Genomic DNA, 14,775 nt, shown 5'->3' on the forward strand with positions numbered 1-14,775 from the left:
CATTTAAAAGCAGTATACGATCTATAGTCAAAATATCCTAAAAAGGCGACGGTATTGCTGATATCAATTTTTTGTAGCCTCTGTCTGCGCAGGCACAGCAAGCAAGAAAAATTGATATCAGCAGTGCATGATGTATCGATATGACTTTTCACTCACTATATTATACGATGCATCAGCCATGTTTACGTTTCTGCTATAGATTAAAAAAAGCAATTTGCTACCATTGTTTGAGTTTCCGTCTGAATTTTCTGTTGGCTCACTCCCAGCCTGCGGACTCACTCCCAGAAGGCTAAATACTTTCAAGCAACCTAATGTGATCAGTGTCTTAGTTTGGATTGTGGAAATCAATGAATCCTAAAAGCTCCTATTCGTCATTGCTAGATGCTCTAACTTCTTATGATTAAAAAATATTTCAAGTTGCCCATATCGTCGCAAGCTAAGCGTCAATTAACTCTTCAGACAAAGGTGGGCTCGATGTCAAAGACAGCGCTATCAGAGCATTTTCATAAATATTGGTTACGTACAAAGTATGACAATAAAGGTAATGCTGCACTTGGTATAAGCGCTTTGCTATTGTTGCAGGGTGCAATAACGCTGCCAGCCCAAGCGGCGAATGCCAGTAAACCGGGTCAGCGAGTGTTGATGATTGAGATGACGCCAGCGCTATGTAGCTTACAGCCAACGCGCGCACGTATGCGCCAGTGCTTAGAAGGCTATTCACTTACCGTTTCAGGTCTCGATATGGGCTATGGCGAGCGCTGCGGCCGTGGCAGTGAGCCACGCTTGACGCCCTTACAATTAAAAGTTGTCAACCGTATCATGCCTGATACCACGGTGCGTACCCAAGCCTGGCAACGCTATGGCGCTTGTAGCCCTCTCAGCGCCAGTAGTTATTTTCGCCAAATTACCAATTATGCCGGCGACTTAAAGCTACCGAATGAGTTAAATACAGGCAACAGCTATACGGTATTAAAATCGCGTTTTGTCGGTCAGATGACCCGCTTGAATAATGGTATGTCAGCGAATAGCGTTGATTTGATTTGTCAGGTAGGCACGCGTCGGCAAATGGTATTGACTGATGTGCACGTATGTTATGAAGGCAGCTCATTCGGCACTTGTAGCAATGTCGTCGACAACTGCGGTAGTAAGTTTATTATTTCAGGCGGCAAATAATTCTATTTTGACATTGAGTTATTGCGCATTAATCACCTTCTTTCTGCCTTTAATGAATAAAACAGTGAAGTACAAATGGCAAAAATATAGGCAATTTTTCTTATAACTCTCCTAAAATATTAGCCATTATTCTATCTAAAACACTTTTTCGCCGTCTTTTAATACTTCTTTTGCACCTTTCTTGAAGTTCCTCTAACGCCTTACTCCTCTAATGTTGTGCCAAAAATTTCATTATCTATCTGTATAAAATGTAACAATATAATTTGTATTGTCCGCAAACGCGTTCGCGCTTTCTCTAGACGGTTAATAGTCTGAGGTGCTACACTAGTGAACGGTTTATGACTGCTATATTCAGCGAGCAGGTCGCTATCTCAAACGATATTCATCAATCAAAACCATCTATTACAACCATCCATTAGAATCGTAAATTATCTAATCTATAATTAGGGAGTATTCAATGTCAATGAAACAGCCTTTACGTGTTGCCGTCACTGGTGCCGCTGGTAATATCAGCTATGCTATGTTATTTCGTATTGCATCTGGTGAGATGCTAGGTAAAGATCAGCCAGTTATTCTGCAATTACTTGAAATCGCCCCAGCACTTGACGCCCTAAAGGGTGTGGTCATGGAGTTAGAAGACTGTGCATTCCCATTATTGGCCGGTATCGTTCAAACTGATGATGCGACCGTTGCATTCAAAGATGTAGACTATGCTTTGCTAGTCGGTTCACGTCCTCGTGGCCCAGGTATGGAACGTAAAGATTTGCTAGAAGCCAACGCTGCGATTTTCTCAGCCCAAGGTAAAGCATTGAACGACGTTGCAAGCCGTGATGTAAAAGTATTGGTCGTCGGTAACCCTGCCAACACCAACGCGCTTATCGCTCAGCGTAATGCACCAGATTTAGATCCACGTAACTTTACTGCTATGACTCGCCTAGATCATAACCGTGCCATGGCACAGTTGGCTGAGAAAACAGACAGCACTGTTAACGACATCAAAAACATGACTATCTGGGGCAACCATTCATCTACTCAGTATCCAGATCTAACGTCTGCAACTGTAAACGGTAAGCCAGCGTTAGATTTGGTTGACCGTGATTGGTACGAAAACACCTATATCCCAGAAGTACAACAACGTGGCGCTGCTATCATCAAAGCGCGCGGTGCATCATCTGCCGCTTCTGCTGCCAACGCTGCCATTGCACACGTACGTACATGGGCACTAGGTACTGATGAGAATGATTGGGTATCTATGGGCGTTTACTCAAACGGCGAATACGGTATTGCTGAAGGCTTAATCTACTCATTCCCAGTAACCTGCGCTAACGGCGACTGGTCTATCGTAGAAGGCGTTGACGTGTCGTCAGGTTTCTCAAAAGAGAAAATGGCCGCAACTGAGCAAGAGCTTAGCGAAGAGCGTGATGCAGTAGCACACTTGCTTCCATAAGTAGGCAATCTACTCAAGCTGTTATATAGAATTTAATCTGAAAAGCCCTCTACGATAGAGGGCTTTTTTGTGCCTTGCGTAACCATCAATACAATTGCTAACGTTAGCTAAACGTTGATTAACAGCTATTAGCAGCAAGCTTGCTACAATAAAGTGGTAAATCCAAACAATAAACACAATTAAATCTGTATCATTTAAGGAGAAAAGGTATGTTGGGTGAACCGGAATATAGTATGAATGAACTTTTTGCGCAATTGGGGCTAGATAGCTCGGATGAAGCGATTGACAGTTTTGTCGAAAATAATAAACTGGCAAAAGAAGAGAAGTTAATCGAAGCGGCGGTATGGAATGACAACCAGCGTGCCTTTTTGCAAGAAGAGTGGAATAAAGATGCCGCATGGGTAGAAGTTATCGATGACTTAAACGTGCGTATGCATCCTGATGCTTAAAAGATAATAAAATATTAGACTAAATAAAAACCCACAAACGTTATTCACGCTGTGGGTTTTTTTATACATTACGCTTTTATAGGCTCATAACTACTATTTTAATTCGACTGCTTAGCACGCCATTCGAGTAAATCTATAACATCATTATGAATACCTGCTTTTAAGGCTTCTAAACTCTCGTAATGGCGCTCGCCATGTAAATAATGCAAGAAGCGTACTTGTAAGGTTAAACCGTATAAATCTGCTTGTAGCTTAGGGAAATGTACCTCTAAGCGCCAATCATGCTCTTTATCTACTGACGGCCTAATACCAATATTGGCAGTACCAAATAAACTATGCGGGCGTAAACCTGCAACCCCTGGGTTTTCGCTATCTGTCAGTGCGGTCAAGCCGTTCGGTATGACATTACCATTATCATCAAGGCTGACGACATCGACAGCAAAGATGCCATGTAGAGCAGGTTTTATGCGTTTTAAATCAACGTTTGCAGTAGGGAAGTCCATGGTACGACCGATTTTATCACCACCAACGACGACGCCTGTCATCGCATAATCGCGACCCAATAAGGCATTAGCCGCATCGATGTCACCGGCCAACAATAGGTTACGTATACGTGTAGAGCTAATGCGCGCGCCTTTGCCTTTATCATCGACCACGGTATGCAGATTGGTCACATCTAAGCCGTAATCACGCAAAAACTGACTGTCACCGGTACGATCATGACCAAATTTAAAATCATCACCCAATACCAATGCTTGTACATTCAAACGCTGCGCTAAGATATCGGCAAATGCATTTGCTGATAGCGAGCGAAACTCCGCATCAAAGCTTGCGACAATCAAAGTCTCAATGCCATACTCTGCCAGCAAAGCCTGCTTTTCGGTAAGATTGGTGAGGCGGGCAGGCGCGGTAGCTGGCGCAAAAAACTCACGCGGCTGCGGTTCAAATATCATGACTGCCGAGCCAATATTTTGCGCCTTGGCAATATCACGCACGTGCGCAAGCATCGCTTGATGACCCAAATGTACGCCATCAAAATTACCGATAGTCAGCACGCAGGGCGCTAAATCTACTGGGCTAGTATTGGCAGACAAAGCGCTTGGCGATGCCATCAGTTGCTCAAGAAAATAGGTGTTCATAAATTTTCAGCTATGATAGATAAGACCGGATAAAAAAGAAAAAACACACCTCTACCAAAGATTGATGTGTCTAAAATCAGTCATTATAAAGTAAAATAGCCATACTAACATCCTATAGTCTGTTGTTAATCAAACAACCATGCTAACAGCCCAAAAGGTATGGTTTTTATCTGGCTTCCGCTACGTACAGCTAGATTAGATGAGAGATGCAACGATTAAGTGTTAAGCCTTAAGTATTAGACATTAATGACTAATTAGCCGTTATTTATCATTCATTTTTACTATTAATAACCATGGAAACGCTATGTCTGCTGCTATCTCTGTCGCTACTTGTCATAAAGCCTCTCATTCGATGGCACCTGTCTTGGCAATTAATAAGCTCAATGAGGGCTTTACGGTACAGCGTGCCAAAAAAGAAGATTTACCCGCAATTTTAACCATTTATAACCAAAGTATCGCCGGCAAGCAAGCAACCGCCAATCTCACACCCGTGACTTGCGCAGAGCGGCAAGATTGGTTTGATGAACATCTAAATAGTGCCACGCGGCCGATTTACATTGTTAGAGCTGTGGTTGAAGATGCAGAGGTAAGTGTCGAAGAAACAGTATCGCCAATCGTCGCTTGGGGCAGCTTTAGCGATTTATATACACGGCCCGCTTATCATATCAGCACGGAGATTAGTATCTACTTACATCAAGAGTATCATGGTCAAAAATTGGGCAGCTTATTGACCCGCTGGATGCTGACGCAAGCGCCGAGCTTAGGTATCCATAACGTGGTTGCGCTTATCTTTGCCCATAATCAGCCAAGCTTAGGATTGTTCCGTAAACTTGGCTTTGAGCAGTGGGGCTATATGCCAAAGGTTTGTGATATGGAGGGTTTTATCGCCGATGTCGTGATGCTTGGCAAAGCGGTCATTACTGATAGTAATGACCAATTAATATAGCGATGATTAATAAAAATAGTAATGACCAGTAATAACGCCAAATGAAGCAAAGTTAGAGAATGGCAGCTAGACGCCTTATCCTAAAATCTTCCATTTGCCATCGATTTTTTGTAGCTCATAAGTCAATGGCGCAGGCTCGCTTTGACCTCTTAACATAATCTCACCTATGATGGTGGCACGGGTTTTATCATCGTTGTATTTAGTATCAGTAAAAGTCACACCATCAACGGTTTGCTGAAATGCGGATTGCGTTTTGGCAAGCTCTTCTTCAAAGTTTGCCATGTCGACTTTATAATACGTTGCAGCCTGCTTGGCGTCGCCATAATATAAGCTATTGAGTGCTTGTTTGACCGTGTCTTCTGGCGTGCCATTTTGAGTTGGATTGGTCACCAAGCTTTTTTGCTTAGCGTCATCGTTCACTGAGGCCACTGGATTGATATTGTCACTCGTAATGAGGGTTTTATCTTGAGTGCTATCTGTTACTTGCGCATCTTCACTCATATTATCCGTACCCACTGATTTTGCTTCGTCAGTCACAGTGTCATTAGATGTTTCAGTGATTGCTGTAGTGTCTTCATTATTATTGACAGCAGTCTCAGTGTCGCCCTTATCATTATTGCTACAACCACTTAAAAGGAGTCCAGTAGACAGGATGCCAACAGTCAATATGCTTGGTAAGCGTGACAAGGTTGCTGATAAAGCTGTCTGTGAAGCTGATGATTTGTTCGTCATGTTAGTCCCCGAAATTATGTATTTAGTAGTAATTATGGCAACTATCAGCCGCATTCATTGTCAATTCTCATACCTAGCTTGTTTTGATTTGGTAAATTAAAGCCTTACTCAGAGCTTAACAATAATTGCTTAATAATGAGTGCTTAACCATGCTTTAGCTGGCGCGGACGGAAACCTGTTGCTAGTAGCACGACGCCATAAACCACCGCACCAACGACGCACATAATCAGCAGCGCAACGATACGTTTCCACTGCGCATCATCGGTTGGGAAATAGGGCAGCATGACATAAAGCACCGCAACCATAGAGGCGGTAGAAAGCCCAAACTGGCCAAACAGCTTTTTCCAATGACTGCCAAAGCGGAAAATCTCGCGCTTATGCAAGAAGTAATATAACAAGCCTGCGTTCACAAATGCCGCACCCGTCGTTGCCAATGCCAAACCACCATGTAGCGGCATATCTAAGAAATAAAAGATACCGATAAAAATCACACTAAAAATCATATTGGCAAAGACAGAGATAATACCGATTCTGACTGGCGTTCTGGTGTCTTGACGGGCAAAAAAGGCGGGCGCGAAGATTTTAATTAACATAAAACCTAAGATGCCGCCTGCCATGCTTTTTAGCGCAAGAGAGCTCATTTGCGCATCGCGTAGGGTAAATTCGCCACGTAAAAACAGCGCTTGCATGAGTACGTCAGAGAGTATAAATAATGCTGCCGATGCTGGTACGCCGACCAAAATAATTAAGCGCGCTGCCCAGTCGATGGTCTTTTTGAAGCTGACGTCGTCTTTTTGCGCTTCACTTTTCGATAGACTTGGCAAAATAACCGTACCGATAGCCACCCCAATTAAGCCAAGTGGCAACTCGCTCATACGCTCAGCAGCATACAACCAAGAAACCGAACCGCCAATCATTAACGAAGCAAATACGGTGTTGAGCAGCAAATTAATCTGGGTGACAGAAACGCCAAAAATAGCCGGCAGCATCAATTTCAAAATACGGCGCACGCCTTCGTGTTGAAAGTCTATTTTTGGGGCGACCAGTAGTTTTTGTTGCGAGAGCTGTGGTAGTTGTATTAATAACTGCAGTAAACCTGCGATAGCGACAGAATAACCCAGCGCCATGATAGGCACATCAAACATCGGCGCAAACACTAGAGCACCACCAATCATACATAGATTTAGCAAAACAGGTGCAAAGGCGGGCGCGGCAAAACGCCCGTAACTTTGTAAAATACCGCTGGCAAAAGCGGTCATAGAAATAAACAATAAATAAGGGAAGGTTAGGCGCAGCAATTCAGCAGTGATAGCAAATTTATCGGGCTGATCAGCAAAGCCTGGGGCAAATAAGGTCACCACCCAAGGAGCGATTAATATCACCACGACCGTCAGCATTGATAATACTAGCAATAGCGCCCCTGACGTGCGACTGACTAAAATCTGTACCTGCTCTAGGCTGTATTTTTCTTTATATTCAGACAGTACAGGAACAAACGCTTGGCTAAAGGCGCCTTCGGCAAATAGGCGGCGTAAAAAGTTGGGAATCTTAAAGGCGACCAAAAAGGCGTCCATCAGACCGCCGGCGCCAAAGACGCCTAACAAGACGACATCACGCACCAAACCTAAGATACGCGACAGCATGGTCATACTACTGACCACCATGGTTGAACGAAATAACCGACTTTTTGCCATGAGAACCTATTTTGCTAATTTGTTTGCTGATGGTTGTTTGCTAATGCAGCATTGTTGAAAAACTGACGGATTATAGCACTTTCATTGTCCTGATAAATGGATCCAATAAAGAATAAAACCTGTCATTTACAGAAATTTTAATAAGAGTGTTTACTCAATCTTGGTTGTAAAGTGATGACTGACTTGCAATATGGCGGGTAACCATCTCTCGCAACTTTGTCCATTCAAAATAATCACCGGGGTCAGTTTTGCGACCGGGCGCGATATCACTATGACCAGTAAGATGCCTACGAGTTTTTGGATAAGCGTCATAGATAGCGACGATAACTTTGGCAAGTGTTTCGTATTGAGCCGCGCTAAAGGACACAAAATCTGAACCTTCAAGCTCAATGCCAATGCTATAATCATTACATTCAGGGCGACCCAAGTAGCTGGAGCGCCCAGCATGCCACGCGCGTTCGTTAAAATCGACAAACTGGGTAATCGCGCCATCTCGCTCTATAAATAAATGTGCTGAGACTTCTGCACCTTTAATGGTTTGAAAATATGGATGCGCCTCCCAGTCTAATTGATTGGTAAACAAGGCTTTGACGTAGTGTAGACCGTCAGTATCGCAAGCGCCAAACTCATTGGGCGGCAAGCTGATATTGTGAATAACGATAGCATCAATCGCGATATTTTCAGGACGTTTATTAAAGTTGGGCGAGGCAAGCCAAGTCGCAGCGGATAATCGACCGGTATGAATAGTCATTGGCGATGCTATGGACATAATACTCTCTTTTATAATGTGATAATAAGTGCGCAGTAAATACTATTAGTTATATTTTATTATCAATAAATGGCGCATTTAACTAAAAATAACCTTTAAAAAAAGTTGTTTAAAATGTTTTAAGACAGTGATACATCATATCACTCTAATAATTCGATAGAATTCTAACGCGTTACGCGTCTGACCCCACAGTGCGAGATGTTACTCATGTCCATATATTCAAACCTTTTGGCGCTAGATTGTACGCCAACGAACACGCCAACAAACATTGGCAGGCAAGCGCGTTTGTCGCTTACCATAGCTGGACTGCTACTGAGCGCGCAAGCACAGGCGTTTTTGCCAACGCCCGCGTCTCTCATGACGACAGCGGAGTTGGCGCTAGATACTACGGATGCTAAATCACAAAATGCCGAGCCAATATTAACGGCTTATACGAAGCCCGTTGTTGCCAAAGCAAATGCCGAAACAAATAATATCATCAAAGAAAGTCACAGCCCAAAGATAAAGGTAGCTTCTTCTACATCTCATACTAAAAATATTAATAACGCCGATACACAGCAGCTATTAGCATCATGGCGCGCGCACGCACAAGCAAAAAATCTCGCTCAGCATATAACATGGCGACGATTGTTATATTTCTTTGATGATCAAAGGAATCTCATCGGCAAGAAAAAAGACAGCAGTATCGTTGATGATGCTGCATTTTACTTAAGCAAAAATGGACAGCATGATTCAGCGGCCGAGCTTGATGCCTTGCTGGTTGCCCTTGCTGACGAAATGGCTACGACTCCCGATAACAGGACTGCTAGTAATAGTGCATCCAATCGTGCGACTAAAAATTTAGGAGAAAGCTCAGTACAAAACTCAGTGCTATGTCGTTTTCCCGCGCGCGTCCAGTGGCTGACTGATACACTCAATATCGACAAAAGCGGTTTGCAAGTCGACTGTCCAGAGCTCAATGAGTGGATGCAAAAGCTGGCGCCCGAGCAGCTGTCTATTATGTTTGCGCAAGAGTATTTAGACAATCCTATTTCAGCTTTTGCTCATACATTATTGCGTATTGACTCTAAAGCCAGCGTTGCCGATCCAAGTCAGATTCATCATGCAGTGGCGCTAAATTATACGGTAGGTGGCGACTCAAGCGATAACTTTTTGGTCTATGCCATCAAGTCGATGAGCGGTGGCTACGATAATCTGATTGAAATTGACCCATATCCGAAGAAGCTGGCGAAGTATCTGCAAGAAGATGAGCGCGATGCGTGGACCTATCAATTGGCTTTGACCCCAGTGGAAGTGCAGCAGATTATGCTACATGTCTGGGAGACCAAGGATTTGAAGTTACCGTATTACTTTACTACCGATAACTGTGCGTCTGAGATTTTACGCTTGATTGACGTGGTACGCCCGCAGCAGCATTTATTAAGCCGCCTGCCTTATGCCGTGATTCCGTCAGATGTGGTGCAATTGCTCGATAGCGAAAATCTACTTGCCAGCACCAATTATACGCCTGCCGATAGCACCTTACGTCAAGCGCAGTTAAACAAGGTTAAAGAGCAGCGTGCGCAATTGGGCTATCATAATAGTGCTAAGCAGACGCTCAATGAGATTAAGTCTGCTCAGTTAAATCCGATTTCTAGCATTTCAGACGACGGACAAACGTTATTACCACGCCGTATTGCAGTAGCGGATAACAATCCGATAGACAGACATCCGCTGCAGCTAGGTTTTATTGGGCTAGGGCAGCGTGGTGATAATAATTATATGGATTTAGGTGTGCGCGCAGGTTATCACGATACCCTTGACCGTCCGTCAGGTTTCCCGCAGTTCTTTGATTTAGAAGGCGCGGCTGCAACCTTGCGTCTGTATGACACCGATAATGATAAGGCCCATCAGCCAAGTAGTGTGGTCTTGCAAAATGTGACTTTGGTGCGCGGGCGCTCATTTAATCCGGTAAATTCTGCCAAAAAAGGTAAAACCTGGGGCGCAAGTATCGAAGCGACACGCGTAAATGACGGCTCACAGCAGGATGGTAATGATCATTTAGTCGGCAGTTTAGGTTATGAAACGGGTTGGTCGTGGGCCTTTGGCACCCCTAGCGCGGGCACAGGCGAGATGCCGCCGCAGCTATGCTATACGTTCTTAGCAGGTACGGCGCAAGCAGGCCGCGGTATTAATAAAGGCTATCGTGTCGGCGCAGGCGTCAATGCCGGTTGCCGTTATCAGATTAACAATCAGTTACGTGCGCAGGCTGAATTGCAACTGCCATATTGGTATCATGGCAGCAGCGATGAGTCTAATGCCCGTGGTCATTATTGGCAGCCGATATCGACATTAGGGCTACAGTACGATATTGATAAAAAACAAGCGTTACGTATCAATGCTAACTACGAATGGCAAGATCGTATCGATGCCAAAGAAGACATACAGCTGTCGTATAGACGCTATTTTTAGTATCTTTTATGAAAAGCCCTTTTATTAATAAAGGTTTTAATAGACAGTCCTCACAAGTAGTTATCGAACAAAGGATAAATGATGAGTACGCAAAATTTACTGATTATTGGTCAAGGTGATATCGGCTTACCAGTCACCAATAAGCTCGCTCAAGACGGTTTTAACGTCACGGGGCTGGCACGTCGTGAGCGTCATCATTATGCTTTAGATGCTAACGCTAAGTTTTTGCAAGCCGATGCGTTAACGCTCAGCGCTGAGCAGCTGCAAGTCTTTACTGCGATAGCAATTATCGTCACCCCCGATGAGTATTCGACCAGCGGTTATCATGACAGTTATTTGGCCATCACTCAGCATCTGGCAACATTGGCGGATAAACTAACCAATCTTACGCGCGTTGTTTTTATCTCATCAACGGGTGTCTATGGGCAGGATAATGGCGCATGGATTGATGAAAATACCGTCCCTGTAACGCCAGAGCGTGAAGCTTCGCAAGTGATATTACAAGCAGAACAAGTTTTACAACAAAGTTTTGCTGCTAAGGCGATTATCATTCGCCCGAGTGGTATTTATGGACGCGAGCGCCTGATGCGGCTGCGTAAAGCCCAGGAAAAACAAAAAGAGCCAGTCGCCGCCGAGCACTGGAGCAATCGGATTATGGATCGTGATTTGGTTACTATTATTGCCAATGTCATGACCATAGACACACCAAAACCACTTTATATCGCCACTGATTATGCAACAGTCACCACTTTTGAGCTGAGCACTTGGTTAAGTGAGCAAATAGATACAGAGCCACCTGCTATTGATGACAATAAAACAGCGGTTACGGGGAAGCGCTTGCATAGCAACATTCCGTTAGCTTGGCTGGACTATCCTGATTGGCAAGCAGGTTATCGAGATATTTTGCAGCATCAAGAGCAAAAACAACATCAAAAGTAAAATGACTGTTCGATTGTTTTTATTTTTACATCTTTTAAATTGGTAAGCCTAGGGAACATCTATGACCCAGCATTCTACTTCTGACGATGGTTTATCCAGTGCTGATTTTATGGCAGCAGAGGAGCAGTTTGCAGAAGGTCATGCTGAGCAGTCCGCTCATTTAGCAAATAGTCAGCAGCCGGCGATTGTCCATCCTAATTTTGATCCTAAGCGTTTGCCAATTGATCCTGCTCGGCCATTGACTGATATTCCAGAGCCTACGCGGCGCTTAAATGGTCAGCTGCGCCGCTTATATGGCCGTTCGACCCGTTTTTATCAGCCCAAGACGGACAGCTTATCGAAATGGGCGCTAGTGGCTTCAGAAGCATTGGCCGAGCATTTATCACTGCTCAGTGCGGCAAAGCTGATTGAGCTGCCCGAGAGTTTTTATCACAATCATAGCGATCAGCCGTTATTATCGCCATTGACTGATATGACGTTGCTTGATATGGCAGATATTCAGCGCGCGCTACAGGCATACCCAAAGCTGACACGTTATGGGTTTGCAAGAGTCGATAGCATAAATATTGATAATAATATTAATAAGCCTTTAAAGACAGAATCCCTACGAGCATTGACCAGACGTTATAATCCTGATGAGCTGCTTAATAGCGTCTATGCTGACGATTGGCAAGTGGTATTGCAGCCGCAGCAATTTGACAGCGGCGCGGGCAGTTTGGCGACCGATATTATGGCTTGTAGTGTCGCCGTCCATGCTTTAAAGCAATGTAGTACGCGCAAAACCATCAATCACAGCTACAGCGCGGCGCAAATTTGTCAGCATCTGCGTAGTTATTTGCTTAGTCAAATAGTGTTTGAGCCCGCACAGCGCGATGCTTATCGTCAAGTGCGCTTATTTACGGGGCATATTATCGTTGCTGCCTATCATTTAGGCTGGGACATACAAGTCAGTCACGATGGGCAATGCTACTTTACTATCTCATCGCGCTGCGGATTATTGACGCGTTATGCGAATATGCAAGATTATGATATCAACGGTTGGTCAAGTTAAGCCGACGCGACTATAATGCCTTGCACAACTTTTTGATTGTTCAATTTTCATTTTTCTTTGCTGATAGGAAGACCCTATGCTGAATGCCGCCACGCTTAATAACGCTCAACATCCACAAAACGCCTCATTTTCATCGCATCAATTTATCCAATTGGCTTTAGACAATCAGGTCTTAAAATTTGGCGAGTTTGTGCTTAAGTCTGGACGTATTAGTCCGTACTTTTTTAACGCAGGTTTGCTGGCGTCAGGTGAGATGTTATCGTTATTAGCCCGTGGTTATGCCGATGCCTTAGCTGAAAAAATGAATGGGGCAGCCGAGCAAGAGCTGGTCATTTTTGGAGCGGCTTATAAAGGCATTCCCTTTGTCGCCGCAACCGCACAAGCGTTATGGCTACACCATGGCATCAATGCCAAATGGGGCTATAACCGTAAAGAAGCCAAAACCCATGGTGAAGGTGGTAATCTAGTCGGCGCTGATGTCAGTGGCAAGGCCGTCTGGGTGCTTGATGATGTGATTACCGCTGGTACGGCAATGCGCGAAGTGGTTGAGATTTTAGAGCAAGCGGGCGCCAGTGTGGCTGGTATTATCGTTGCGCTTGATCGTAAAGAAAAAGGTTTGGCGGAGCGCTCTGCTATTCAAGAATTAGCTGAAACCCTAGACGTGCCGGTACGTGCCTTGGTCGATATTGACGATTTAATCAGCTACTTAGCAGGAAGTAGCACCGATAAAGATGCTGCCCAGCTTGCAAAAATGCAGCATTACCGCGCCCAGTACGGCGTATGATTTATCGCAAATGTGGCTGCACTCAGGTCATGTTTAAATAAAGTTTAAGTGACATTTGAGCCATACGCTATGTCCTCAATGTCTTTGAGATGTTTGCTTAAATAATTAATACTATAACGAAAGTGAGCCTTATCATGAGCCAAGAACAACAAAAAAAATCGTTAAAAATACTGGTCATTATGGACCCAATTGAGCTGGTCAATTATAAAAAAGATACCACGCTGGCGATGATGTGGTCAGCGCAAGACCGCGGGCACAGCCTGGGCTACTGTCAGATTCATGATTTATGGTTAGACCGTGGACAATTGATGGTCGATAGCCAGCCGGTGACAGTCAAGCGCGACCCCAATGATTTTTATGCGTTAGGGGATAAAGCGACAGCGCCAGTCAGCGACTATGATGTGATTTTGATGCGTAAAGATCCGCCGTTTGATATGCGTTTTATTTATGCGACCTATATGCTTGACCATGCTAAATCCGCAGGTGTGTTGGTGGTAAATGACCCACAAGCGATTCGCGATTGTAATGAGAAGCTGTTTGCGACGTGGTTTAGCGATTATATGAGTCCAACGATTGTGACCAGTAAACAGGCGCATATTCGCAAATTTATTACTGAGCAGCAAGACGTTATCGTCAAGCCTTTAGATGGTATGGGCGGTACGGGCATTTTTCGTTTGACCGCTGATAGTCCGAATATCGGCGTGACGCTGGAGATTTTAACCGAGCTTGAGACGCTACCTATTATGGCGCAGCGTTATTTGCCAGAGATTAAGCAAGGCGATAAGCGTGTGTTAATCGTCGATGGCGAAGTGGTCGATTATAGCTTGGCGCGTATCCCGGTAAAAGGTGAAACGCGCGGAAATCTTGCCGCCGGTGGTAGTGGGGTTGCGATGCCGCTCACCGATATTGAGCGCCAAGTGGCAGAGGTAGTGGCGCCGATTGTCAAAGAAAAAGGGCTAATGTTCGTCGGTTTAGACTTAATCGGTGGCCGTATCACTGAAATTAACGTCACCAGTCCAACCTGTGTGCGTGAGATTGATGACCAATGCGGTACTGACATTGCAACTGACTTTATTATTGCTATCGAGAAAAAACTGGCTGTTTAAGCTATATATTCTAAAGTATGGGTCTAAATAAAGCCTTTAAACGATAAGTTTAGGCAACGCCGTAAGGATAGAGTAATTTATCACTAAGCTATGTG

13 protein-coding genes are annotated in these 14,775 nt (G+C 44.3%); 9 read left to right on the forward strand and 4 right to left on the reverse strand.

Annotated features, from left to right (window positions below; genetic code table 11):
- The first annotated feature begins 474 nt into the window (after nt 1-474).
- The 3 genes from H9653_RS05290 to H9653_RS05300 all read left to right on the forward strand — a co-directional run bounded on the left by H9653_RS05290 (nt 475) and on the right by H9653_RS05300 (nt 3,069).
- Entirely contained in the window at nt 475-1,173 is a 699-nt protein-coding gene (locus H9653_RS05290) for a T2 family ribonuclease (RefSeq protein WP_225211620.1), read from the forward strand.
- Between the two features lie 457 nt (nt 1,174-1,630).
- Nucleotides 1,631-2,620 carry a malate dehydrogenase gene (locus H9653_RS05295; RefSeq protein WP_191690986.1) on the forward strand — a complete coding sequence of 330 codons (990 nt, stop codon included), beginning with the start codon at nt 1,631-1,633 and terminating at the stop codon, nt 2,618-2,620.
- A 209-nt stretch (nt 2,621-2,829) separates the two neighbouring features.
- Nucleotides 2,830-3,069 carry a DUF2789 family protein gene (locus tag H9653_RS05300; protein WP_191690988.1) on the forward strand — a complete coding sequence of 80 codons (240 nt, stop codon included), beginning with the start codon at nt 2,830-2,832 and terminating at the stop codon, nt 3,067-3,069.
- 98 nt (nt 3,070-3,167) lie between these two features.
- Here H9653_RS05300 and ribF read toward each other — a convergent pair whose 3' ends face one another.
- Complete coding sequence (ribF, locus tag H9653_RS05305) at nt 3,168-4,208, reverse strand: riboflavin biosynthesis protein RibF (protein ID WP_191690990.1); 1,041 nt, start codon at nt 4,206-4,208, stop codon at nt 3,168-3,170.
- Between the two features lie 304 nt (nt 4,209-4,512).
- On the opposite strand from ribF, the gene H9653_RS05310 reads away from it, so the two are divergent.
- Nucleotides 4,513-5,154, forward strand: a complete 642-nt coding sequence (locus H9653_RS05310; RefSeq protein ID WP_191690991.1) for a GNAT family N-acetyltransferase — start codon at nt 4,513-4,515, stop codon at nt 5,152-5,154.
- A 75-nt stretch (nt 5,155-5,229) separates the two neighbouring features.
- Here H9653_RS05310 and H9653_RS05315 read toward each other — a convergent pair whose 3' ends face one another.
- From H9653_RS05315 to ampD, 3 genes are all read right to left on the reverse strand, one after another.
- Nucleotides 5,230-5,886 (reverse strand): hypothetical protein, encoded by a 657-nt coding sequence (locus H9653_RS05315; protein WP_191690993.1) that lies wholly within the window; start codon nt 5,884-5,886, stop codon nt 5,230-5,232.
- 143 nt (nt 5,887-6,029) lie between these two features.
- Entirely contained in the window at nt 6,030-7,580 is a 1,551-nt protein-coding gene (gene murJ / locus H9653_RS05320) for a murein biosynthesis integral membrane protein MurJ (protein WP_191690995.1), read from the reverse strand.
- Nucleotides 7,581-7,734: 154 nt separating this feature from the next.
- The gene (gene ampD / locus H9653_RS05325) at nt 7,735-8,349 is read right to left on the reverse strand and encodes a 1,6-anhydro-N-acetylmuramyl-L-alanine amidase AmpD (RefSeq protein WP_191690996.1); all 615 of its coding nucleotides are present in this window, start codon (nt 8,347-8,349) and stop codon (nt 7,735-7,737) included.
- Between the two features lie 207 nt (nt 8,350-8,556).
- On the opposite strand from ampD, the gene H9653_RS05330 reads away from it, so the two are divergent.
- The 5 genes from H9653_RS05330 (at nt 8,557) to gshB (ending at nt 14,680) form a co-directional block, all read left to right on the forward strand.
- The gene (locus H9653_RS05330) at nt 8,557-10,800 is read left to right on the forward strand and encodes an Lnb N-terminal periplasmic domain-containing protein (protein ID WP_225211621.1); all 2,244 of its coding nucleotides are present in this window, start codon (nt 8,557-8,559) and stop codon (nt 10,798-10,800) included.
- 81 nt (nt 10,801-10,881) lie between these two features.
- On the forward strand, nt 10,882-11,739 hold the full coding sequence (locus tag H9653_RS05335; RefSeq protein WP_191690997.1) for an SDR family oxidoreductase: 858 nt from the start codon (nt 10,882-10,884) through the stop codon (nt 11,737-11,739).
- 61 nt (nt 11,740-11,800) lie between these two features.
- On the forward strand, nt 11,801-12,790 hold the full coding sequence (locus tag H9653_RS05340) for a hypothetical protein (RefSeq protein ID WP_191690998.1): 990 nt from the start codon (nt 11,801-11,803) through the stop codon (nt 12,788-12,790).
- 76 nt (nt 12,791-12,866) lie between these two features.
- Nucleotides 12,867-13,574 carry an orotate phosphoribosyltransferase gene (gene pyrE, locus H9653_RS05345; protein ID WP_191690999.1) on the forward strand — a complete coding sequence of 236 codons (708 nt, stop codon included), beginning with the start codon at nt 12,867-12,869 and terminating at the stop codon, nt 13,572-13,574.
- 134 nt (nt 13,575-13,708) lie between these two features.
- Complete coding sequence (gene gshB / locus H9653_RS05350) at nt 13,709-14,680, forward strand: glutathione synthase (RefSeq protein WP_191691000.1); 972 nt, start codon at nt 13,709-13,711, stop codon at nt 14,678-14,680.
- Nucleotides 14,681-14,775 lie beyond the last annotated feature (95 nt).

This window comes from Psychrobacter communis (assembly GCF_014836505.1).
In the GTDB taxonomy this organism is placed as follows: domain Bacteria; phylum Pseudomonadota; class Gammaproteobacteria; order Pseudomonadales; family Moraxellaceae; genus Psychrobacter; species Psychrobacter faecalis.